At 62.0% G+C, this 20,776-nt stretch carries 17 protein-coding genes; 11 read left to right on the top strand and 6 right to left on the bottom strand.

Annotated features, from left to right (window positions below; all coding sequences use genetic code 11):
* Window positions 1–19: 19 nt before the first annotated feature.
* The 4 genes from AA098_RS22360 to edd all read right to left on the bottom strand — a co-directional run bounded on the left by AA098_RS22360 (window position 20) and on the right by edd (window position 5,041).
* The gene (locus AA098_RS22360; protein WP_004575644.1) at window positions 20–1,474 is read right to left on the bottom strand and encodes an ATP-binding protein; all 1,455 of its coding nucleotides are present in this window, start codon (window positions 1,472–1,474) and stop codon (window positions 20–22) included.
* Window positions 1,455–2,180, bottom strand: coding sequence for a two-component system response regulator GltR (gene gltR / locus AA098_RS22365; protein ID WP_003255055.1), 726 nt, complete (start codon window positions 2,178–2,180; stop codon window positions 1,455–1,457). Before gltR ends, AA098_RS22360 begins: the two co-directional genes overlap by 20 nt.
* A 78-nt stretch (window positions 2,181–2,258) precedes the next feature.
* Window positions 2,259–3,218, bottom strand: coding sequence for a glucokinase (locus tag AA098_RS22370; protein WP_004575645.1), 960 nt, complete (start codon window positions 3,216–3,218; stop codon window positions 2,259–2,261).
* The gene (edd, locus tag AA098_RS22375; protein WP_003255057.1) at window positions 3,215–5,041 is read right to left on the bottom strand and encodes a phosphogluconate dehydratase; all 1,827 of its coding nucleotides are present in this window, start codon (window positions 5,039–5,041) and stop codon (window positions 3,215–3,217) included. Before edd ends, AA098_RS22370 begins: the two co-directional genes overlap by 4 nt.
* Before the next feature lie 264 nt (window positions 5,042–5,305).
* Between edd and gap the strand changes: the two genes are divergently transcribed.
* On the top strand, window positions 5,306–6,307 hold the full coding sequence (gene gap / locus AA098_RS22380) for a type I glyceraldehyde-3-phosphate dehydrogenase (protein WP_003255058.1): 1,002 nt from the start codon (window positions 5,306–5,308) through the stop codon (window positions 6,305–6,307).
* 210 nt (window positions 6,308–6,517) lie between these two features.
* On the opposite strand, the gene AA098_RS22385 is transcribed toward gap, so the two are convergent.
* Window positions 6,518–7,468, bottom strand: a complete 951-nt coding sequence (locus AA098_RS22385; RefSeq protein ID WP_004577666.1) for an IS110 family transposase — start codon at window positions 7,466–7,468, stop codon at window positions 6,518–6,520.
* A 542-nt stretch (window positions 7,469–8,010) separates the two neighbouring features.
* On the opposite strand from AA098_RS22385, the gene AA098_RS22390 reads away from it, so the two are divergent.
* From AA098_RS22390 to AA098_RS22410, 5 genes are all read left to right on the top strand, one after another.
* A complete protein-coding gene (locus tag AA098_RS22390) occupies window positions 8,011–8,523 on the top strand; it encodes an RNA polymerase sigma factor (RefSeq protein WP_064615014.1) in 513 nt (170 codons plus the stop codon).
* A gap of 88 nt (window positions 8,524–8,611) precedes the next feature.
* The gene (locus AA098_RS22395; RefSeq protein ID WP_014860122.1) at window positions 8,612–9,574 is read left to right on the top strand and encodes a FecR domain-containing protein; all 963 of its coding nucleotides are present in this window, start codon (window positions 8,612–8,614) and stop codon (window positions 9,572–9,574) included.
* Between the two features lie 125 nt (window positions 9,575–9,699).
* The gene (locus AA098_RS22400; protein ID WP_064615015.1) at window positions 9,700–12,288 is read left to right on the top strand and encodes a TonB-dependent receptor; all 2,589 of its coding nucleotides are present in this window, start codon (window positions 9,700–9,702) and stop codon (window positions 12,286–12,288) included.
* A gap of 140 nt (window positions 12,289–12,428) precedes the next feature.
* The gene (locus AA098_RS22405) at window positions 12,429–13,022 is read left to right on the top strand and encodes a biliverdin-producing heme oxygenase (RefSeq protein ID WP_003255063.1); all 594 of its coding nucleotides are present in this window, start codon (window positions 12,429–12,431) and stop codon (window positions 13,020–13,022) included.
* 54 nt (window positions 13,023–13,076) lie between these two features.
* The gene (locus AA098_RS22410; RefSeq protein WP_003255065.1) at window positions 13,077–13,490 is read left to right on the top strand and encodes a YbaN family protein; all 414 of its coding nucleotides are present in this window, start codon (window positions 13,077–13,079) and stop codon (window positions 13,488–13,490) included.
* Here AA098_RS22410 and arcD (AA098_RS22415) read toward each other — a convergent pair.
* Window positions 13,470–14,897, bottom strand: coding sequence for an arginine-ornithine antiporter (arcD, locus tag AA098_RS22415; protein WP_003255067.1), 1,428 nt, complete (start codon window positions 14,895–14,897; stop codon window positions 13,470–13,472). The two genes, AA098_RS22410 and arcD (AA098_RS22415), sit on opposite strands and share 21 nt — an antisense overlap.
* A 436-nt stretch (window positions 14,898–15,333) precedes the next feature.
* Here arcD (AA098_RS22415) and arcD (AA098_RS22420) point away from each other — a divergent pair, with 436 nt between their 5' ends.
* The 5 genes from arcD (AA098_RS22420) (at window position 15,334) to AA098_RS22440 (ending at window position 20,672) form a co-directional block, all read left to right on the top strand.
* The gene (gene arcD / locus AA098_RS22420) at window positions 15,334–16,761 is read left to right on the top strand and encodes an arginine-ornithine antiporter (protein WP_003255071.1); all 1,428 of its coding nucleotides are present in this window, start codon (window positions 15,334–15,336) and stop codon (window positions 16,759–16,761) included.
* 33 nt (window positions 16,762–16,794) lie between these two features.
* Window positions 16,795–18,048 (top strand): arginine deiminase, encoded by a 1,254-nt coding sequence (arcA, locus tag AA098_RS22425; protein ID WP_064615016.1) that lies wholly within the window; start codon window positions 16,795–16,797, stop codon window positions 18,046–18,048.
* A 69-nt stretch (window positions 18,049–18,117) separates the two neighbouring features.
* Window positions 18,118–19,128 carry an ornithine carbamoyltransferase gene (locus AA098_RS22430; RefSeq protein ID WP_003255074.1) on the top strand — a complete coding sequence of 337 codons (1,011 nt, stop codon included), beginning with the start codon at window positions 18,118–18,120 and terminating at the stop codon, window positions 19,126–19,128.
* A gap of 189 nt (window positions 19,129–19,317) precedes the next feature.
* The gene (gene arcC / locus AA098_RS22435; protein ID WP_004575648.1) at window positions 19,318–20,247 is read left to right on the top strand and encodes a carbamate kinase; all 930 of its coding nucleotides are present in this window, start codon (window positions 19,318–19,320) and stop codon (window positions 20,245–20,247) included.
* Between the two features lie 56 nt (window positions 20,248–20,303).
* Window positions 20,304–20,672, top strand: coding sequence for a DUF5064 family protein (locus AA098_RS22440; protein WP_003255077.1), 369 nt, complete (start codon window positions 20,304–20,306; stop codon window positions 20,670–20,672).
* Window positions 20,673–20,776: the final 104 nt, after the last annotated feature.

Consider the following 20,776-nt stretch of genomic DNA (forward strand, 5'->3'; position numbering starts at 1 on the left):
GCACTGGCACCCCAAAAATTCAATCCATACCCCGCGGCAGATACAGGGTCACCCGCAGCCCGCCCTCACGCAGGTTCAGCAAGCTCACCTCGCCCCCATGGCTATGGGCGATGTTGCGCGCAATGCCCAACCCCAGCCCATAGCCCTGCTGCTGCCCGGCCAGACGGAAATGCGGCTCGAACACCTGTTCCAGCTGCTGTTGCGGCACCCCGGGCCCCTGGTCATCCACCTGCAGCACAAAGCCCTCTGCCCCGTCGATGATACGTAGCCGCGCCCGTTCGCCGTACTTGATGGCGTTGTCGATCAGGTTGCCGATGCAGCGACGCAACGCCAGCGGCTTGCCCGGGTAAGGCGCCAGCGCCTGGCCCTCGACGGTGATGCGACCATCGCCCAGGTAAGGCTCGGCCAGAATCTCCAGCACCTGGTTAAGGTCGACCGGCTCGATGTTTTCGTGGATGTCGGTGTCCTTCACGCACTGCAAGGCGCCTTTGACCAGCAACTCCAGCTCGTCCAGGTCCTGGCTGAACTTGGCCTGCAATCGCTCGTCTTCCAGCAGTTCGACGCGCAGTCGCAGGCGCGTGATCGGCGTGCGCAGGTCGTGGGAAATGGCGCTGAACAGCTGGCTGCGTTCGGTCAGGTAACGGCTGATACGCTCGCGCATGCTGTTGAATGCCCGGCTCACCTCGACCACTTCGCTGCCGCCAGCTTCAGCCACTGGCGCCACATCGGCACCCAGCGACATCTCTCGGGCGGCCCGCGCCAGGCGCTTCAGTGGCCAGCTTTGCCAATGCACCAGCAAGCCGATGAACAGCAACAGCAAGGCCGTGGTCAGCACGATGAAGCCGATCTGCTGGCGCGGCAGGCGTTCGGCTTCCAGCCCCGTGTACGGTTCGGGCAACAGTGAGGCGATGTACAACCATTCGCCCTCGCCCAAGCGGATCTGCGTGACCAGTACCGGGGGTTTCAGCGGCTCCAGGGTCAGCGAATAATGGGCCCATGAGCGCGGCAGCTCGTCGAGTTTGAGGCCGCTGTTGAAGATGCGCAGGTCGTCAGGCCCGACAAACTCCACGGAAATTTCCATCTGCGAACCCAGGCGCTCGTGCAGCACCTGCTGGAATTCATCGATCACCGCCTGCTTGCGAGGGGTGACGGGCAGTGCCTGCATGTCCAGCGGCGTGGCGTTGAGCGACACGAAGAAACGCGTGCCACCCATGCTGCGCAATTGGTCGAGCACCAGCGGCCGGTAGGCCACCGGCAGCGAGCGGAAGTAACTGACGCTGGCACTCATGGAATGGGCCAGGCTGCTGGCGCTGGCACGCAGCCCCTGAAGCTGGCTGGCCCGCAGCTGGGACACCCAGATGATGCTGGACAACCCCTGGGCCAGCAGGACAACCAGCAAGGTCAGCAGCAGCATGCGCCCCAGCAAGGAGCGCGGCAGCAGGCGCCAGCGCCGCTCAGGGCGCACAGCAGACATGCGCCGCCAACAAGTAGCCACTGCCACGCACGGTGCGGATCAGCCGGGGAGGTTTGTCGGTATCGCGCAGGCGCTGGCGCAGACGGCTGACCGCCATGTCGACGATACGGTCCAGCGGCATCGGTTCGCGGCCACGGGTGGCGTTGCCGATGGTGTCGCGGTCGAGGATTTGCTGCGGGTGATCGAGGAACAGTTTGAGCAGGGCAAAGTCGGCGCCAGAGAGGATCACCTCCTCTCCATCACGGTGGAACAGGCGGTGGCTGACCGTGTCCAGGCGCCAGTCGTCGAAGGCCAATACGGCACTGCCCGGCGCCGCCTGGCCGAACTCGGAGCGGCGCAACAAAGCCTTGATTCGCGCTTGCAATTCGCGGGGGCTGAACGGCTTGCCCAGATAGTCGTCAGCGCCCAGCTCCAGGCCGATGACCCGGTCGGCCTCGTCGGAGCTGGCGGTGAGCATGATGATAGGTACGCGCGCCTGGCGTGGGTGCTGGCGTACCCAGCGGCACAAGCTGAAGCCGTCTTCGTCGGGCAACATGACGTCAAGAATGACCAGGTCGCAGGGCGTGGTTTCCAGCGCGTGGCGAAAGCCCTTGCCGTCAGCCTCGGCATGTACCTGGAAGCCGGAGCGGCTCAGGTAGGTTTGCAGCAGTTCACGGATTTCCTGGTCGTCGTCGACCATCAGGATCGATTTGCCGGCAGTGCTCAAGGTGGTCCTTCCTCTTGTTGATTGCAGGTCTTTTTGCCTGCTGTCGGGTAGTGCCATTGGCGCCGCAAAGCGGCTCCATCAGTGATCCAACGCCTGCTGCAACGCTACCCCTGCCCCCTCCAACCCGGAAAATTCCGCCGTCACCAGCCACACCGGCACCCCGGTGAAATAGCCACTCATACACCCCTTGTCGGCAAAACTCGCGGCAAACCCGCTACGCAAGAACAGCTCGGCAAAACGCGGAATCACGCCGCCCACAATATAGACCCCGCCTCGCGCGCCCAGCGTCAGCACATTGTTACCCGCCACTCGCCCAAGGAAACGACAGAACTGCTCGACCACCGCCAGCGCCCGTGGCTCACCGCCCAGTGCGGCATCGGTGATATGCGCCGGAGTCTTGTGCCTGGGCGTGTCGCCGTCCAGCGCACAGATCGCCTGGTACAGCCGCACCAGGCCACCCCCACTGAGCACGGCCTCGGCGCTGACATGGCCGATCTGACTGTGGATCTGCTGGTGGATTGCCGCTTCGCGAGCATTGCCTACCGGCAAGTCAACATGCCCGCCTTCACCCGGCAGGGCCTTCCAGTGCTGTTCGCCCAGACGCAGCAGCGAGCCCACACCCAGGCCAGTACCTGGCCCGATCACCAGTGCCGGCCTCGAGGGGTCGGCCTGGCCGGGGCACACCTCGCGGAACTCGCCTTCGCGCAGACGCGTCATGCCCAGCGCCATCGCGGTGAAATCATTGATCAGCAACAGTCGCTCGACCTGCAAGGTCTTGCAAAATGCCGTGCGGCTCAGGCGCCAGTGGTTGTTGGTGAAGCGAAATTCATCGCCATCGACCGGGCCGGCCACCGCCAGGCACACCGCCGCCAGGCCACCGCGGGCGATACCTTGGCTTTCCAGGTAGGCCTCGATGGCCTGCTCGGGGTTGGTGTAGTCCGCGGTGGCGAAAACATTTACCTCATGCAGCTGGTTGTCACGCCACAACGCAAAACGGGCATTGGTGCCGCCAATATCACCAACCAGCAGGTGCTTCATTTGAGGTGCTCCAGGGCCGAGGTAAAGGCACTGGCGCCCTGCTCTGCCGGGCTGAACGCCATGCGCATGAAGCCGAACAGCTCGCGCCCACACCCCAGGTCGTTGCCCTGGGGGGCTGGCGGCAGCTCACGGCTGGCCAGTTCTTCGGCCGACACCATGATCCGCAACGTGCCTTCGACTCCGTCGACCCGCACGATATCACCATCGCGCACCCGCGCCAGCGGGCCGCCGTCGTAAGCCTCCGGGCAAACGTGGATGGCCGCGGGGATCTTGCCCGAGGCACCGGACATACGCCCGTCGGTAACCAGCGCAACCTTGTAGCCACGGTCCTGCAATACACCGAGGAACGGGGTGAGCTTGTGCAGTTCCGGCATGCCATTGCAACGCGGGCCCTGGAAGCGCACCACCGCGACAAAGTCACGCTCCAGCTCACCGGCCTTGAACGCGTCGGCCAGCGACTGCTGGTCCTGGAACACCCGCGCCGGGGCCTCGACCACCTGGTGCTCGGGGGCAACGGCAGACACTTTCATCACGCCACGGCCCAGGTTGCCCTCCATCACACGCAGGCCGCCTTCGGCCGAGAATGGTCGCGACACCGGGCGCAGGATGCTTTCGTCCAGGCTGTGTTGCGGCCCTTCGCGCCACACCAGCTTGCCATTGTCGAGGAAGGGTTCCTGGGTGTAGCGGCGCAGGCCATGGCCGGCCACGGTGTTGACATCTTCGTGCAGCAGGCCGGCATCGAGCAGTTCACGAATCAGGAAGGCCATGCCGCCGGCAGCCTGGAAGTGGTTGATGTCGGCCTTGCCGTTGGGGTACACGTGCGACAGGGTCGGCACCACTTCGGAGAGGTCGGCCATGTCCTGCCAGGTCAGCTGGATACCGGCAGCCTGGGCAATCGCCGGGATGTGCAGGGTGTGGTTGGTCGAGCCGCCAGTAGCGTGCAGCGCGACGATGGAATTGACCAGCGCCTTCTCGTCGACGATTTCGCCCAGCGGCATGAAGCTGCCGCTGGCCTTGGTCATGCGCGTCACCTGCTGCGCAGCCTCGGCGGTGAGTGCGTCACGCAGCGGCGTGTACGGGTTGACGAACGAGGCGCCCGGCAGGTGCAGCCCCATCACTTCCATCACCAACTGGTTGGTGTTGGCGGTGCCGTAGAAGGTGCAGGTGCCGGGGCTGTGGTAGGAATTCATCTCGGACTCCAACAGCTCTTCGCGGCTGGCCTTGCCTTCGGCATAGCGCTGGCGCACATCGGCCTTCTGCTTGTTGGAGATGCCGGAAACCATTGGCCCACCCGGGACGAAGATGGTCGGCAGGTGGCCAAAGCGCAGCGCGCCCATCATCAGCCCGGGAACGATCTTGTCGCAGATGCCCAGCATGAGTGCTGCGTCGAACATGTTGTGCGACAGCGCTACCGCCGTGGACATCGCGATCACTTCACGGCTGGCGATCGCTAGCTCCATGCCCGGCTCGCCCTGGGTCACCCCGTCGCACATGGCCGGCACGCCACCGGCGAACTGGCCGACCGAGCCGACCTCGCGCAGGGCCTGCTTGATCTGCTCGGGGAAGTGCAAGTAAGGCTGGTGGGCAGACAACATGTCGTTGTAGGCCGAGACGATGGCCACGTTGGCCGCGTTCATCAGGCGCAGAGTCTGCTTGTCTTCGCTGCCGCAACCGGCCACGCCGTGGGCGAAGTTGGCGCACTGCAGGCTGGCACGCATGGGGCCTTCACTGGCCGCACCGCGAATCAGTTGCAGGTAGCGTTCGCGGGTGGCGCGGCTGCGTTCGACCAGCCGCTGGGTGACCTCAAGGATGCGCGGATGCATGTACTGGACTCCAGGCTAATTGTAAGGGCGGTTTACCGGGCATTTCCCCTCCAAACGATTGCGGCCTAGGCTCATGGTTAGGAGCCCGCTGCATCGGTGGAGGCACGTCGCCCAACCACTCGTTGTATATTTAAACAAAATACTGCCACTAAAAAGGCTTGTTTTCTATCAGCCAGTGAATAATCTTGTAATTCCAACAACAAAACCGTTTCAGTGAAGCTCCTTTGTGCCACAGGTTTCACTCGAACTGCCAGAGGTACTGCCATGACCCTTCGCATCGCCATCAATGGATTCGGCCGAATCGGGCGCAACGTCCTGCGCGCACTGTATACCCAAGGCTACCGCCAGGACCTGCAGGTCGTCGCCATCAACGACCTGGGCGACAGCGCCATGAATGCCCACCTGCTCAAGTACGACAGTGTCCACGGCACCTTCGACGCGACCGTCGAGGCCGACCACGAAAGCCTGACGGTCAACGGGGACCGTATTGCGGTCAGTGCCATTCGCAATCCGGCCGAACTGCCCTGGAAGGCCGAGGCGATCGACGTGGTGTTCGAGTGCACCGGGCTGTTCACCGACCGCGCCAAAGCCGCTGCGCACCTGGCCGCCGGGGCGGGCAAGGTGATTGTCTCGGCTCCGGCCAAGGGTGCCGATGCCACTGTGGTGTACGGGGTCAACCACGACATCCTGCGGGCCTCGCACCAAGTCATTTCCAATGCTTCCTGCACCACCAACTGCCTGGCGCCGATCGCCCAGGTGCTGCACCGGGAGTTCGGCATCGAGCAAGGCCTGATGACCACCATTCACGCCTACACCAACGACCAGGTGCTGACTGACGTTTACCACAGCGACCCGTACCGTGCGCGTTCAGCCACCCAGTCGATGATCCCGAGCAAGACCGGTGCCGCCGAGGCCGTGGGCCTGGTGCTGCCGGAGCTGGCCGGCAAGCTGACCGGCATGGCGGTGCGGGTGCCCGTCATCAACGTGTCGTTGGTGGACCTCACCGTCAACCTCAAGCGCGAGGCCACGGCCGAGCAGGTCAACCAGCTGTTCCTCGAGGCCAGCAAGCATTCCAAGGTATTGGGCTACAACGCCCTGCCATTGGTTTCCTGCGATTTCAACCACAACCCGCTGTCGTCGATCTTCGATGCCAACCATACCCGGGCCAACGGGCGGATGCTCAAGGTGCTGGCCTGGTATGACAACGAGTGGGGGTTCAGCAACCGGATGCTGGATAACTGCCTGGCGCTGCACCGGGCTGGCTGACGCGACCCGTGTGGGGGCAACTGCCCTGCTCAATTTCTAAAAGCTGGCGCGATCCCTGTGGGAGCAACTGTCTTGCTCAATTTCTAAAAGCTGGCGCCTTCCCTGTGGGAGCGGGCTTGCCCGCGAACACGGGCGAAGCCCGTGCCATCCACCACGGTGTTGGCTTCGCGGGCAAGCCCGCTTCCACGCGGCTCACGCTGCGTTCTGGATTTACGTTGTACTTTCAGGCTGCGGTAGCACTAGATCGAGCCATGATGTACCCGTTCTGAGCATGGCATTTAACCGCACGATGAACGTTCTCATGCAGGCCACGATAGCGACTTTGGGAAGTTTTCCGCGCTCCCGCAGTGACTGATAACGAGCCTTGAGTGCTGGGTTGTATCTCATCGCCACAAGGCATGCCATGTACAGCGATCGCCTGACCGCAAATCGTCCGCCAGAGATAGAGCGCTTGCCCATGAATTTCCCACTGTCGTGGTTGAAGGGCGCCACTCCGACCAGGGAGGCAATTTCTCTGGATTCAACCCGACCCAGCTCCGGCAGCAGCGCTACTAGCTTGCCCGCTGTCACCATCCCAATGCCTTTCACTTTAATCAGTTGGGTAACCCGTTCGTCGTTCAGCATCGCGGTTTGCTGTTCGATCTCACGCTCAACCAGTTTGATCTGCGCTTTGAAGTGTTTCAGGTTGGCATTCAGGTAGTTAGCAACTGCAGTCGATTGCACCTGCTTCAGGCGCCGCAGGTCGTCATCTCGCTGTTGAACCAACCGATCACGTTGCTGAAGCAACTCTCGCAGAAGCGCTCGTTCGGGGCTGATTCGCAGGGAGGGTTGATCTGGAATGACTTCGGCATAGTGCGCCAGAACCTCGGCGTCGATGGCGTCAGTCTTGGCCTTGATGCCTAAAGAGTCAGCGAATGACCTGGCTCGCCTGGGATTAACGCGTATGACCTTGTAGCCAGCGTCCTGTAGAAAACGCATGACATCTCGCTCGTAGCCACCCGTTGCCTCTAACAGGACGCGCTTGATACTGAGCTTGCGAAGGCTCTCCAGTAGCGCCTCAAAGCCTGTGGGATCATTGCTTAAATGCATTTTGATGCCCTGTGGCCGCACCGCAGCATCAAGGGAGAGACTGGAAACATCGATACCCAAGAAGGAAGCCATCACCAAAACCTCCTAAACTCAACACAGTGAGAGGACTTTGGCTTGGCCCACGCTTGTGATTCGAGATCAGAGCCGCATCCAACTGTTCGGGCTCTCGCCAAAGTGGAACGGTGAATGGCAGCTTATGCTCCCACACGTGCTCAAGGCACCTACGGCATTCAGCTTGCCATTCACCGCTCTCACTCCAGATTCTAATCCCCCATCAAGACACAAGCGGCCTTGCGTCGCGAAAGGGCCGTGCAGCGGCCCCAGGATCTCCGCATCATGCATAGATTGCTGGGGCCGCTTTGCGGCCCTATCGCGACACAAGGCCGCTCCCACAAGGGTTGCTCAGGCCTCGTGGCAAACGTGGTCGTCGACCAAGGTATAACGCACCGTGACCGATGAATGGTTGGGGCAGGCTCAAGGTTGCAGGCCGCTCCCACAAAAAAGCACACGGCATCCCGCGACTACAATCTTTACCTTTTCCTGATAATTCCACACTTGACCTGCAGCACGGATGATAAGCATTATCATTAACCTTTCGTCGGCCAGGTCCCCCCGTGAGTCAGTCCCGGTTCAATTCCGTCTTCCTCGTTCAGCGCCTCACCCTGCTGCGTACCCTGCAGCGCATGGTCGGTAACCCCAGCACGGCCGAAGACCTGCTGCAGGAAACCTACCTGCGGGTGTCCCGCGCGCTGGGCGAGCGGCCCATCGAGCACATCGAGCCGTTTGTGTTTCAGACCGCGCGCAACCTGGCGTTGGACCACCTGCGTGCACGCCGGGTGCAGGCACGCATGCTGGTCGACGACGTGCCCGACGAAGTGCTGCACAGTGTCGCCGCGCACGCCACCAGCAGCGAGGATGCCGCGCACGCCGAGCAGTTGCTCAAGCACCTCAGCGTCAGCCTCAATCAACTGAGCGAGCGCCAACAACGCATTTTCATCCTAAGCCGCCTGCATGGCGCCACCTATCTGGAAATCGCCGAACAACTGAGTGTTTCGCCCAGCACGGTACAAAAGGAACTGAAACTGATCATGGCAATCTGCATGGGTGTTGCCGAACGACTCAAGTAAGCTGACCGCAGGCGAACGGCAACGCAAAGCCCTTGCCACACCCCGCCTTAGTCTTGATCATTCGCAAAAAACCATTCAAGGATTCACCGTGACCGACAGCCCCGCCCCTCGCCCGTCACCTGCCAGGCCTATTGCCCGTGCTCGTGCCATGGACGAGGCGCTGGACTGGCTGGTGCGCCTGCAATGCGCAGATGCCGAGGACACCCAGGCCTTTGAAGCCTGGCTGAGCGCCGCGCCCGAAAACGCCGAGGCCTATGTCGAGGCTGAGGCACTGTGGAACGGTGCGCCGTTACATCAGGTGGCCACGCACATGCACCAGCGGCAACGCCGCTCATTACGCGGGCGCCTGCGCAGTCACTGGAAACCCCTGGCCACCGCGGCGATGCTGCTGGTCGGGCTGTTCACCGTCGGTAACCTGCCCATGCGCCTGCAGGCCGACCACCTTACGGTGGTCGGCGAGCGCCAGCGCTTGCAACTGGAAGACGGCGCAAAAGTGCTGCTCAACACCAATTCAGCGTTTGCCAGCGAACGCCAGGACGGCCGCCAGGTCGCCCGCCTGCTACAGGGCGAGGCTTACTTCCAGGTCCCCGAGGGCGCTCAGTTGCCGCTGGAGGTTGAAGCCGGGCCGTTGCGCGCACAGGTGCGCGACACCGACTTTGCCGTGCGCTACCTTGACGGCGAGGCCCAGGTACGGGTGCAACGCGGTGATGTCGACCTGCAGGGGGATCGTGACCAGCGCATCCGCTTGACTGCCGGCGACAGCATCAGCGTCGGCCCCCAGGGCTTTGGCCAGCGCCAGCGCCCCGACATGCACAAGGACCTGGCCTGGATCGACGGCCGTCTGGTGTTCGAGAACTGCCCGTTGAGCCAGGTACTGGCCGAAGTGCAGCGCTACTACCCGGGCTGGATCATCAACCGCAATGCGCAGCTGGAGAACGTTGCCGTCACCGGTAACTACCGCCTCGACCAGCCGCTGGAAACCCTGCGCGCACTGGCCCACATCACCTCGGCACAACTGCATGAGTACCCGGCGCTGGTCATCCTGAACTGACCCCTGAATTATTTTTACGCGATCGCACTTGCCCGCCCGTCTCGTTATAGCCAATGCAACTGATTCTTGTTTAAAGCAAGAGCAGCCATCACCTATAACAGCCCGCGCGTCTGGGAGCGCTTCCGATGTCCACTGGTCCTACCCGCTCGTCCAACCTTCCCCGCCGTACAGGACAACTGTCCCTGTTGACCCTTGCTCTGCTCGCCAGCGGCGCCTGCAGCCTGCCGGCGCTGGCCGCCGAGCCGGCCCAGGCCAGCAGCCCGCGCATGGGCGACTACCGCTTCAGCATCGACCAGCAGCCGCTGGTGTCGGCGATCAACGCCTTCAGCCAGGTCACCGGCTGGCAGGTCGGCTTCAGCGCCGAGCTGGCCGACGGCGTGGCTTCGCCAGGCGTACAAGGTTCGCTGCCGCCAGCTGCTGCCCTCAAGCGCCTGTTGCGGGGCACCGGGCTGAGCTTTCGCAAGATCAGCAACGGCAATGTGGTACTGGAGCGCCAAACCGCAAGCAACGTGATCGCCCTGCAGCAGGTGACCGTCAGCGCCACCCGCAGCGCACAGGACGTCAGCCAGGTGCCGAGCACTGTCAGCGTGCAGACCCGTGAGCAACTGGACCGGCAGAACGTGAACAATATCCAGGATCTGGTGCGCTACGAGCCGGGGGTGTCGGTATCCGGAACCGGCCAACGCAGCGGGCTGAACGGCTACAACATCCGTGGTATCGACGGCGAGCGGATCCTCACCCAAGTCGACGGCGTGTCGATCCCCGACAGCTTCTTCTACGGCCCTTACGCCCAGACCCAGCGCAACTACGTCGACCCGGAAATCGTCAAGCGTGTGGAAATCCTCCGCGGCCCGGCCTCGGTGTTGTATGGCAGCAACGCCATCGGCGGTGCGGTGAGCTACTTCACCCTCGACCCGGACGACATCATCAAGCCCGGTAAAGACGTGGGTGCACGCCTGAAAACCGGCTACAGCTCGGCCGACGAAAGCTGGCTGACCTCCGCCACCGTCGCCGGCCGCCAGGGTGATTTCGACGGCCTGCTGCACCTGAGCCAGCGCAACGGCCACGAGACCGAAACCCACGGCAGCCACAGTGGCGACGGCCTGTCGCGCACCGAAGCCAACCCGATGGACGTGCGCACCACCAACGTGCTGGCCAAGCTGGGCTGGAACTACGCCGACGACGCGCGTCTGGGGTTCACCTACGAGCGCTACAAAGATGACCGCGACCAGAACATCCTCAGCGCGGTGGGTGGGCCGTTCATCCCCGGCTTTGGTGGCATGGGCTACTACAAGGCGCGTAATGGCAACGACACCATCACCCGCGAGCGCTTCGGCATTAACCATGAGTTCGGCCTGGACTCGCTGGTCGCCGACCACGTCAAGTGGAGCCTGAACTACCAGATTGCCAAGACCGACCAGCACACCGAGGAAGTTTACGTGCCGCCTGGCCGCCAAGTGCTGCGCACCCGCGATACCACCTACAAGGACCGCCAGTGGGTGTTCGACGCCCAGCTGGACAAAGCCTTCAGCATCGGCGCCACCGACCACCTGCTGACCTACGGCACAACGCTCAAGCACGAAAAGGTCACCGGTTCGCGCAGCGGTACCGGTACCTGCTTGACCGTAGGATCCGGTTGTTCCGCCGCCGGCGCCGAACGCCCGGCAGACGGCCAGGCCTTGGTCAGCGACTTCCCGGACCCGACCGTGAATACCTACAGCCTGTTCGCGCAGGATGAAATCCGCTGGAACAACTGGACCTTCATGCCCGGCGCGCGCTACGACTACACCCGTATGGAGCCCAAATTCACCGAGGCATTCCTGCGTGGCCTGGAGTCCAGCGGTACGGCGCCTACCTCCCAGGACGATTCGGACAAGAAGTGGCACCGCGTCTCGCCCAAGTTCGGCCTGACCTACGCCTTCAACGACAATTACACCTGGTACGGCCAATATGCAGAGGGCTTCCGCACGCCGACCGCCAAAGCCATGTATGGCCGCTTCCAGAACCTGGACCAAGGCTACCGCGTGGAGGGCAACCCGAACCTTGAGCCTGAAAAGAGCAAAAGCTACGAAACCGGCCTGCGTGGCAACTTCGACGCCGGCAACTTCGACGTGGCAGTGTTCTACAACAAGTACCGTGATTTCATCGACGAAGATGCCGTGCAAAGCGCCAACCTGGAACAGACCTTCCAGGCCAACAACATCAAGCACGCCACCATCAAGGGTGCCGAATTCAAGGGCCGCCTGAACCTCGACCACTTCGGCGCACCGCAGGGCCTCTATACCCAAACCTCGATTGCCTACACCTATGGTCGTAACGATGACACCGGTCAACCGCTGAACAGTGTCAACCCGCTCAAGGGCGTATTCGGCCTGGGCTACGAGCAGCAGAACTACGGTGGCTTGCTGAGCTGGACGCTGGTCAAGCGCAAGACCCGTGTCGACGACAGCACCTTTTATTCGCCTGACGGTTCTACCTCGAAGTTCCGCACCCCGGGCTACGGTGTGATGGACCTGACCGGCTACTACAAGGTCACCGACGACGTCACCATCAACGCCGGGCTGTACAACCTTACCGACAAGAAGTACTGGCAGTGGGATTCGGTGCGCAGCTACGACGGCCAGGGTGAGGCGGCTGTGACCCAGCCAGCCAACATCGACCGCCTGACCATGCCGGGGCGCAACTTCGGTATCAATGTGGTTTGGGATATCTGAGGCGTTACGTCTGTACCGGCCTCTTTGCGGGTAAACCCGCGAAGAGGCCGGTACTGGCAACACAAATACCGGCTTTTTTTACTGTCCCGCTCCCGCTGTTTCGTCTTGTATCTAGACGCCCTCTTTCCAAGGACTGCCCCATGACCGAACGCCCATCCCTGCGCTCCCAGCGCCTGAACCAGATCACCCACGCCCCGCACGCCGAACTGGATGCCCTGGTCAAATCCCACGCGCCTTTCGACAGCCGCGAAAGCTTCGCCCGCTTCGTCGTCGCGCAGTACCTGTTCCAGTCCGAGCTGCAGGCCCTGTACAACGACCCTCAGCTGATCGCCATCGTCCCTGATCTGGCTGAGCGCTGCCGTGCCGACCAGGCCCGCCTGGACCTTGCCGACCTCGACACCGAAGTACCGGCCGCCGTACCGGGTGCCGTGGGCAAGCTGAGCCTGGGCGAGGCAATGGGCTGGATCTTCGTCTCCGAAGGCTCCAAACTGGGCGCTGCGTTTCTGATCAAGCGTGCCGTGGCCCTGGAACTGTCCGACAGCTTCGGTGCCCGTCACCTGGGGGAGCCCGCCGGTGGCCGTGCCGAAGGCTGGAAGCAGTTCACCCGCATCCTCGATGGCCTGGCGCTCTCGCCGGAAGAGGAAGCGGCTGCCGAGCGCGGTGCAGTGGCCGCTTTCGAGCGCTTCACCGAGCTGCTCAAGCACGCCTACGCTGCGGATGCCGCGCTGGTCTGATACGCCGAAGCCGGCCACCCCTCCGGTGGCCGAACCGTTTTATGCAGTGAGAACATGACCCGACCAGCCCGCTCGAAACTCGCCCGCCTGTTGTATGGAATCCTGGCCTACGTGAGCCTCGGGGTGGGCCTGGTCGCCATTGTGATTCCTGGCTTGCCGACCACCGAGTTCATCCTGCTGGCCGCCTGGGCCGCCACGCGCAGCTCACCGCGCCTGTCGGCATGGCTGGAGAACCACCGGCTGTTCGGGCCAATTCTGCATAACTGGCGCAACGGCAAGGTGATCCAGCGCCGGGCCAAGGTCAGCGCAACCATCAGCATGCTGCTGTGCGCGGGCCTGATGCTGACCTTTCTGGAACACCACTGGCCAGTATTCCTGGCAATCGCCGGCATGACCCTGGGCAACCTGTGGATCTGGTCACGCCCGGAACACGCCTGCCCTGCCCCGTCACAAGCTCAGCAGCCCTGAATACAAGGCGTAGGCCGCCAGCGCGGCGCCCACCAGCACGGCGGCGAAAATCAGCTTTTCCCAGGCCGTGAACAACGTCTGCCCCTGCTCATGCTTGGCCCTCGCGAACAAGATGACGCCGGGGGCGTACAGCAGCGCCGAAAGCAGCAGGTACTTGAGCCCGCCGGCATACAGCAGCCACACGGCATACAGCAGGGCAACCAGCGCCACCAGCAGGTCCTTGCGCCGCAACCTCGGCTGCCCGGCATAGGTTTCTGCGCGCATCGCCAGCAGCACGGCATACGCCGCAGACCACAGGTAGGGCACCAGGATCATCGACGAGGCCAGGTAGATCAGACTGGTGTACGTACCGGCGGAGAACAGCGTAATCAGCAGGAAACCCTGAATCATGCAGTTGGTCAGCCACAGGGCGTTAGCCGGCACATGGTTGGCGTTTTCCTTGGCCAGAAAGCGCGGCATGGTCTTGTCCCGCGCCGTGGCGTAGAGGATTTCGGCACACAACAACGCCCATGAAAGCAAGGCGCCAAGCAGCGAGACCGCCAGGCCGAGGCTGATCAGCAAGGCGCCCCAAGGGCCGACAATATGCTCCAGCACCGAGGCCAGTGAGGGGTTCTGCAGCCCAGCCAGTTCCGGTTGGGTCATGATGCCCAGCGACAACACGTTGACCAGCACCAGCAGCGCCAGCACACCCAGAAAACCGATGACCGTGGCCTTGCCCACGTCTGACCGACGCTGGGCGCGCCCGGAATACACGCTGGCACCCTCTATGCCGATGAACACGAATACGGTCACCAGCATCATATTGCGCACCTGCTCCAGCACGCTGCCGAATTGTGGGTTGCTCAAGCCCCAGATATCCCGGGTGAAGATATCGGCGCGGAAGGCAAATGCAGCGATCACCACGAAAATCAGCAAAGGCACCACTTTGGCGACGGTGGTGACCTGGTTGATGAAGGCCGCCTCCTTGATGCCGCGCAGTACCAGGAAGTGCACCGACCACAGCAGCAGCGAGGCACAACCGATGGCGATGGGCGTGTTGCCTTCGCCGAACACCGGGAAGTAGAAACCCAGGGTGCTGAACAGCAATACGAAGTAGCCGACATTGCCCAGCCAGGCGCTGATCCAGTAGCCCCAGGCCGAGGAAAAGCCCATGTACTCGCCAAAGCCGGCCTTGGCGTAGGCATATACCCCTGAGTCCAGTTCCGGCTTGCGGTTGGCCAGGGTCTGGAACACGAAAGCCAGGGCCAACATGCCGACTGCGGTGATCCCCCAGCCGATCAGCACTGCACCCACATCAGCACGCGCGGCCATGTTCTGCGGTAGCGAGAAGATCCCGCCGCCAATCATCGACCCGACCACCAGCGCGATCAGCGCGCCCAGGCGCAGCTTCTGTCCCGGTTCGCTCATGAGCCTCCCTTTCTTCCAGCCCTGTCATGCGTTTGAAACAGCCTTGCTGGCTATATAAATACCGTTACTTATACTGAAGCCGTGCGCCCAACCTATATCACTAATAACTGCTTTGTCTATGTACCTGCTCCCTCAAAACTAGCAGCAGTCCAGCAACTAGAAAAGAAACTGATAAAACTCGAAATTCTTGTGAAAAATTTGCTAAAGCGGCAAAAGCGGCTAATTTCAAGCTTCGCAGGCTGAACAGAGCGTTTGCTCTAGAAGGACATGGAGGTGCCAGCACACAAGGCCTGCAGCTCAAGCTGTCGGCACTCTCCAGGAGCACCCGTGAAGGAAATTTCCTACCTTCACGTCGCCTTAAACTGACGTAAGTCAGGTCAAGGCAACGGCGTCGGATCTATTCTGTCGTCAACTTTCTCCTGGCAGGAGTTGTTAAATGTCTGATTCATCCGGAAAACTAAAGCTCGGCGCATTAGTTGCACTTGTCGTCGGTTCGATGATTGGCGGCGGGATTTTCTCGCTGCCGCAAAACATGGCCGCCAGCGCAGGGGTTGGGGCCGTGCTGATCGGTTGGGGGATCACCGCGGTCGGCATGCTGACCCTGGCTTTCGTGTTCCAGACCCTGGCCAACCGCAAGCCTGACCTGGATGGCGGGGTGTATGCCTATGCCAAGGCCGGCTTCGGCGACTACATGGGCTTTTCCTCGGCCTGGGGCTACTGGATCAGTGCCTGGCTGGGCAACGTCGGCTACTTCGTACTGCTGTTCAGCACCCTGGGTTACTTCTTCCCGATCTTCGGTGAAGGCAACACCCCAGCCGCCATCATTGGCGCATCGATCCTGTTGTGGGCGGTGCACTTTCTGGTACTGCGCGGCATCAAGGAGGCAGCCTTCATCAACCTGGTCACCACTGTGGCCAAAGTGGTGCCGCTGGTGCTGTTCGCCCTGATCTGCCTGTTCGCCTTCAGGCTCGACATCTTCACCGCCGATATCTGGGCCGTAGGCACGCCAGAGCTTGGCAGCGTCATGAACCAAGTGCGCAACATGATGCTGGTTACCGTGTGGGTATTCATCGGCATCGAGGGCGCGAGCATCTTCTCGGCGCGGGCGGAAAAACGCACCGACGTGGGCAAGGCAACGGTGATCGGCTTCGTGACCGTGCTGCTGTTCCTGGTGTTGGTCAACGTGCTGTCGCTGGGCATCATGACTCAACCGGAACTGGCCAAGCTGCAGAACCCATCGATGGCTGCCGTGCTGGAGCATGTGGTCGGCCACTGGGGGGCGGTGCTGATCAGCGTCGGCCTGGTCATCTCGCTGCTCGGGGCGCTGCTGTCGTGGGTGCTGTTGTGCGCCGAGATCATGTTCGCCGCAGCCAAGGACCACACCATGCCGGAGTTCCTGCGCCGCGAGAACGCCAAACAGGTACCGGCCAACGCCCTGTGGCTGACCAACGCCATGGTGCAGATCTTTCTGGTCATCACGCTGTTCTCAAGCAGCACCTACCTGTCTCTGATCTACCTCGCCACCTCGATGATCCTGGTGCCCTACCTGTGGTCGGCCGCCTATGCGTTCTTGCTGGCACTGCGCAGCGAAACCTACGAACAGGCCCTGGCCGAACGCAAGAAGGACCTGATCATCGGTGGCATCGCCCTGTTGTACGCCATCTGGCTGCTGTACGCCGGCGGCGTGAAATACCTGCTGCTCTCTGCCCTGCTCTACGCACCTGGCGCCATCCTGTTCGCCAAGGCCAAGCGTGAGGTGGGCAAACCGGTCTTCACCAACGTGGAAAAACTGATCTTCGCAGCCGTGGTCATTGGCGCCCTGGTGGCAGCCTTTGGCCTGTATGACGGCTTCCTGACCCTTTGACCCACGTCTTCGCTCAATTGGAGGAATGAAACCATGTCCGCTGAAAAACAGAAGTACGGTGTCCACTCCGAAGCCGGCAAACTGCGCAAAGTGATGGTTTGCGCACCGGGCCTGGCGCACAAGCGCCTGACGCCGAGCAACTGTGACGAACTGCTGTTCGACGATGTGATCTGGGTCGACCAGGCCAAGCGTGACCATTTCGACTTCGTCACCAAGATGCGCGAGCGTGGTGTGGATGTGCTGGAGATGCACAACCTGCTGACCGATATCGTGCAGAACAAAGAGGCGCTCAAGTGGATCCTCGACCGCAAGATCACCCCTGATACCGTCGGCGTAGGCCTGACCAACGAAGTGCGCAGCTGGCTCGAAGGCCTGGAGTCACGCCACCTGGCCGAATTCCTGATCGGCGGCGTGGCAGGCCAGGACCTGCCGCAGAGCGAAGGCGCCGAAGTCGTGAAGATGTACAACGACTACCTGGGCCACTCCAGCTTCATCCTGCCACCCCTGCCCAACACCCAATTCACCCGCGACACCACCTGCTGGATCTACGGCGGCGTGACGCTGAACCCGATGTACTGGCCGGCGCGTCGCCAGGAAACCCTGTTGACCACCGCCATCTACAAGTTCCACAAGGCGTTCACCGAGGCCGACTTCCAGGTGTGGTATGGCGACCCGGACAAGGACCATGGCAATGCCACCCTCGAAGGCGGTGATGTGATGCCGATCGGCAATGGCATCGTGCTCATCGGCATGGGTGAGCGCACCTCGCGCCAGGCCATCGGCCAGCTCGCGCAAAACCTGTTCGCCAAGGGCGCCGTCAAGGAAGTGATCGTCGCCGGCCTGCCAAAGTCCCGCGCCGCCATGCACCTGGACACTGTCTTCAGCTTCTGCGACCGCGACCTGGTCACGGTCTTCCCGGAAGTGGTGAAAGAGATTGTGCCATTCATCATCCGCCCGGACGAAAGCAAGCCTTACGGAATGGATGTACGCCGCATCAACAAGTCGTTCATCGAAGTGGTGGGCGAGCAACTGGGTGTCAAGCTGCGCGTGGTCGAGACCGGCGGCAACAGCTTCGCCGCCGAGCGCGAACAGTGGGATGACGGTAACAACGTGGTGGCCATCGAGCCGGGCGTGGTCATTGGCTACGACCGCAACACCTACACCAACACCCTGCTGCGCAAGGCCGGCATCGAGGTCATCACCATCAGCGCCGGCGAACTGGGCCGGGGCCGTGGCGGCGGCCACTGCATGACCTGCCCTATCGTGCGCGACCCGATCGACTACTAACGACCATTACGCCCGGCCGCACCCATGAAGTGGCGGCCGGGACATCACCGAACTCAAGGAGAAACTGTCATGGCGTTCAACATTCACAACCGCAACTTGCTCAGCCTGGAACACCACACCACCCGCGAGTTGCGCTACCTGCTGGACCTGTCCCGCGACCTCAAGCGCGCCAAGTACACCGGCACCGAGCAGCAGCACCTGAAGGGCAACAACATCGCCCTGATCTTCGAAAAAACCTCCACCCGTACCCGTTGTGCCTTCGAAGTCGCAGCCTATGACCAAGGCGCCAACGTCACCTACATCGACCCCAACTCCTCGCAGATCGGCCACAAGGAAAGCATGAAGGACACCGCCCGAGTGCTCGGGCGCATGTATGACGCCATCGAGTACCGTGGCTTCAAGCAGGAAATCGTCGAAGAGCTGGCCAAGTTCGCCGGCGTACCGGTGTTCAACGGCCTGACCGACGAATATCACCCCACCCAGATGATCGCAGACGTGCTGACCATGCGTGAGCACAGCGACAAGCCGCTGCACGACATCAGCTACGCCTACCTGGGCGATGCCCGCAACAACATGGGCAACTCGCTGCTGCTGATCGGCGCCAAGCTTGGCATGGATGTGCGCATCGCCGCGCCCAAGGCACTGTGGCCACATGACGACCTGGTCGAGCGCTGCAAGCAGTACGCTGAAGAAAGCGGCGCACGCATTACCCTCACCGAAGACCCGAAAGCCGCGGTCAAGGGTGTCGACTTTGTGCATACCGACGTGTGGGTATCGATGGGCGAGCCGATCGAAGCCTGGGGTGAGCGCATCAAGCAGCTCAAGCCTTATCAGGTGAATGCCGAACTGATGAAGTCCACCGGCAACCCGCGGACCAAGTTCATGCACTGCCTGCCGGCATTCCACAACTCCGACACCAAGGTAGGCAAGCAGATCGCCGAACAATACCCGGACCTGGCCAACGGCATCGAAGTGACCGATGACGTGTTCGAATCGCCAGCGTGCATCGCCTTCGAGCAGGCGGAAAACCGCATGCACACGATCAAGGCGATCCTGGTATCGACCCTGGCTGATCTGTAAGGGCTGTCTCGATAGCGCGGCCACCCCGCCCTTGTGTGTGTGTGTGTGTAGGAGCGGGTTCACCCGCGAAGGCGTCAGCCCAGGTAACGCTGTTGGTGCTACCGACGCATTCGCGGGTAAACCCGCTCCTACAACTGGGAGCGGTACGGTCCGAGAGCAGCGTCCCCTCTTTCACCAAAGGACATTACCATGCGTATCGTTGTTGCATTGGGCGGCAACGCCCTGCTTCGTCGCGGCGAGCCCATGACCGCTGACAACCAGCGCGCCAATATCCGCACCGCCACCGAACAGATCGCCAAGATTCACCCTGGCAACGAGCTGGTCATCGCCCACGGCAACGGCCCGCAAGTGGGTCTGCTGTCGCTTCAGGCCCTGTCGTACAAGCCAGACGAGGCCTACCCGCTGGACGTGCTGGGTGCCGAGACCGAGGGCATGATCGGTTACATGATCGAACAGGAACTGGGCAACCTGCTGGACTTTGAAGTGCCGTTCGCCACCCTCCTGACCCAGGTGGAAGTGGACGCCAACGACCCTGCCTTCAAGGACCCGACCAAGTTCATCGGCCCGGTCTACAGCAAGGAAGAGGCCGAGCGCCTGGCCAAGGAAAAGGGCTGGGTGGTCAAGGCCGACGGCGACAAGTACCGCCGCGTGGTAGCCAGCCCGAAACCCAAGCGCATCTTCGAAATTCGCCCGATCAAGTGGCTGCTGGAAAAAAGCAGCATCGTGATTTGCGCAGGCGGTGGCGGCATCCCCACCATGTACGATGAAAACGGCAAGCTCAAAGGCATCGAGGCGGTGATCGACAAAGACCTGTGCTCGGCGCTGCTGGCCGAGCAATTGGAAGCCGACCTTCTGATTATCGCCACCGACGTCGATGCAGCCTACATTGACTGGGGCAAGCCGACGCAGAAGGCCATCGCCCAGGCCCACCCGGACGCATTGGAAACGCTGGGGTTTGCCGCCGGCTCCATGGGGCCGAAGGTGCAGGCCGCCTGCGACTTTGCCCGCAACACCGGCAAGGTGGCGGTGATCAGTTCGCTGGAGAACATCGAAGGCATCGTCAAAGGCAAAGCCGGCACTCGGGTTTCCACCGAGAAGCCGGGGATCAGCTACCGTTGAATGCAGTCGGCGGGCTTACGCGGCCCGCCATTTTCGACCTTCCAAAGGAGATAGCCATGGCCCAGTATCAGCCTGGTCATGTACACATCGAGCGCTCTGCGCTGAACAACGCCGACCACAGCTATGACCTGAACATCGAGTACGAAGCTGTGTCGGACCCCAAGGAAGGCAGAGGCATTCAGTTCCACATGCATGGCAGCATCGAAGGCAAAACGGTGGAAGAAAAATTCTTCCTGGCCAAGGACCAGGCCTTGCCCAGCTTCCTCATGTTACTGACCCGCAAGGCGCAGTCGTATCTGGCGCCGCCGAAGAAATTCGAGACCCTGAGTTCGCCGCACAAGCTCTATGACCATATGTTTGCGGACATCCGCGAAAAGCTCGACGTGAAATCGGGCGACCCGATCAAACCTGAACATCTGGAGTGACCCTTTTCGCGAGCAAGCCCGCCCCCGCATGGACAGCAGCAACCCTGTGGCAGCGGGAGCGGGCGCGACCGCGAATGCGCCACCGCCGACCTTGGGCCTGAACC

It is taken from the genome of Pseudomonas sp. JY-Q, from assembly GCF_001655295.1.
Taxonomy (GTDB): domain Bacteria; phylum Pseudomonadota; class Gammaproteobacteria; order Pseudomonadales; family Pseudomonadaceae; genus Aquipseudomonas; species Aquipseudomonas alloputida.

Coding starts and splice junctions, on each gene's coding strand:
- AA098_RS22360 (WP_004575644.1), bottom strand. CDS start 1,474: ATGTCTGCTGTGCGCCCTGAGCGGCGCTGGCGCCTGCTGCCGCGCTCC.
- AA098_RS22370 (WP_004575645.1), bottom strand. CDS start 3,218: ATGAAGCACCTGCTGGTTGGTGATATTGGCGGCACCAATGCCCGTTTT.
- edd (WP_003255057.1), bottom strand. CDS start 5,041: ATGCATCCGCGCATCCTTGAGGTCACCCAGCGGCTGGTCGAACGCAGC.
- gap (WP_003255058.1), top strand. CDS start 5,306: ATGACCCTTCGCATCGCCATCAATGGATTCGGCCGAATCGGGCGCAAC.
- AA098_RS22385 (WP_004577666.1), bottom strand. CDS start 7,468: ATGGCTTCCTTCTTGGGTATCGATGTTTCCAGTCTCTCCCTTGATGCT.
- AA098_RS22400 (WP_064615015.1), top strand. CDS start 9,700: ATGTCCACTGGTCCTACCCGCTCGTCCAACCTTCCCCGCCGTACAGGA.
- AA098_RS22405 (WP_003255063.1), top strand. CDS start 12,429: ATGACCGAACGCCCATCCCTGCGCTCCCAGCGCCTGAACCAGATCACC.
- AA098_RS22410 (WP_003255065.1), top strand. CDS start 13,077: ATGACCCGACCAGCCCGCTCGAAACTCGCCCGCCTGTTGTATGGAATC.
- arcD (WP_003255067.1), bottom strand. CDS start 14,897: ATGAGCGAACCGGGACAGAAGCTGCGCCTGGGCGCGCTGATCGCGCTG.
- arcD (WP_003255071.1), top strand. CDS start 15,334: ATGTCTGATTCATCCGGAAAACTAAAGCTCGGCGCATTAGTTGCACTT.
- arcA (WP_064615016.1), top strand. CDS start 16,795: ATGTCCGCTGAAAAACAGAAGTACGGTGTCCACTCCGAAGCCGGCAAA.
- AA098_RS22430 (WP_003255074.1), top strand. CDS start 18,118: ATGGCGTTCAACATTCACAACCGCAACTTGCTCAGCCTGGAACACCAC.
- arcC (WP_004575648.1), top strand. CDS start 19,318: ATGCGTATCGTTGTTGCATTGGGCGGCAACGCCCTGCTTCGTCGCGGC.
- AA098_RS22440 (WP_003255077.1), top strand. CDS start 20,304: ATGGCCCAGTATCAGCCTGGTCATGTACACATCGAGCGCTCTGCGCTG.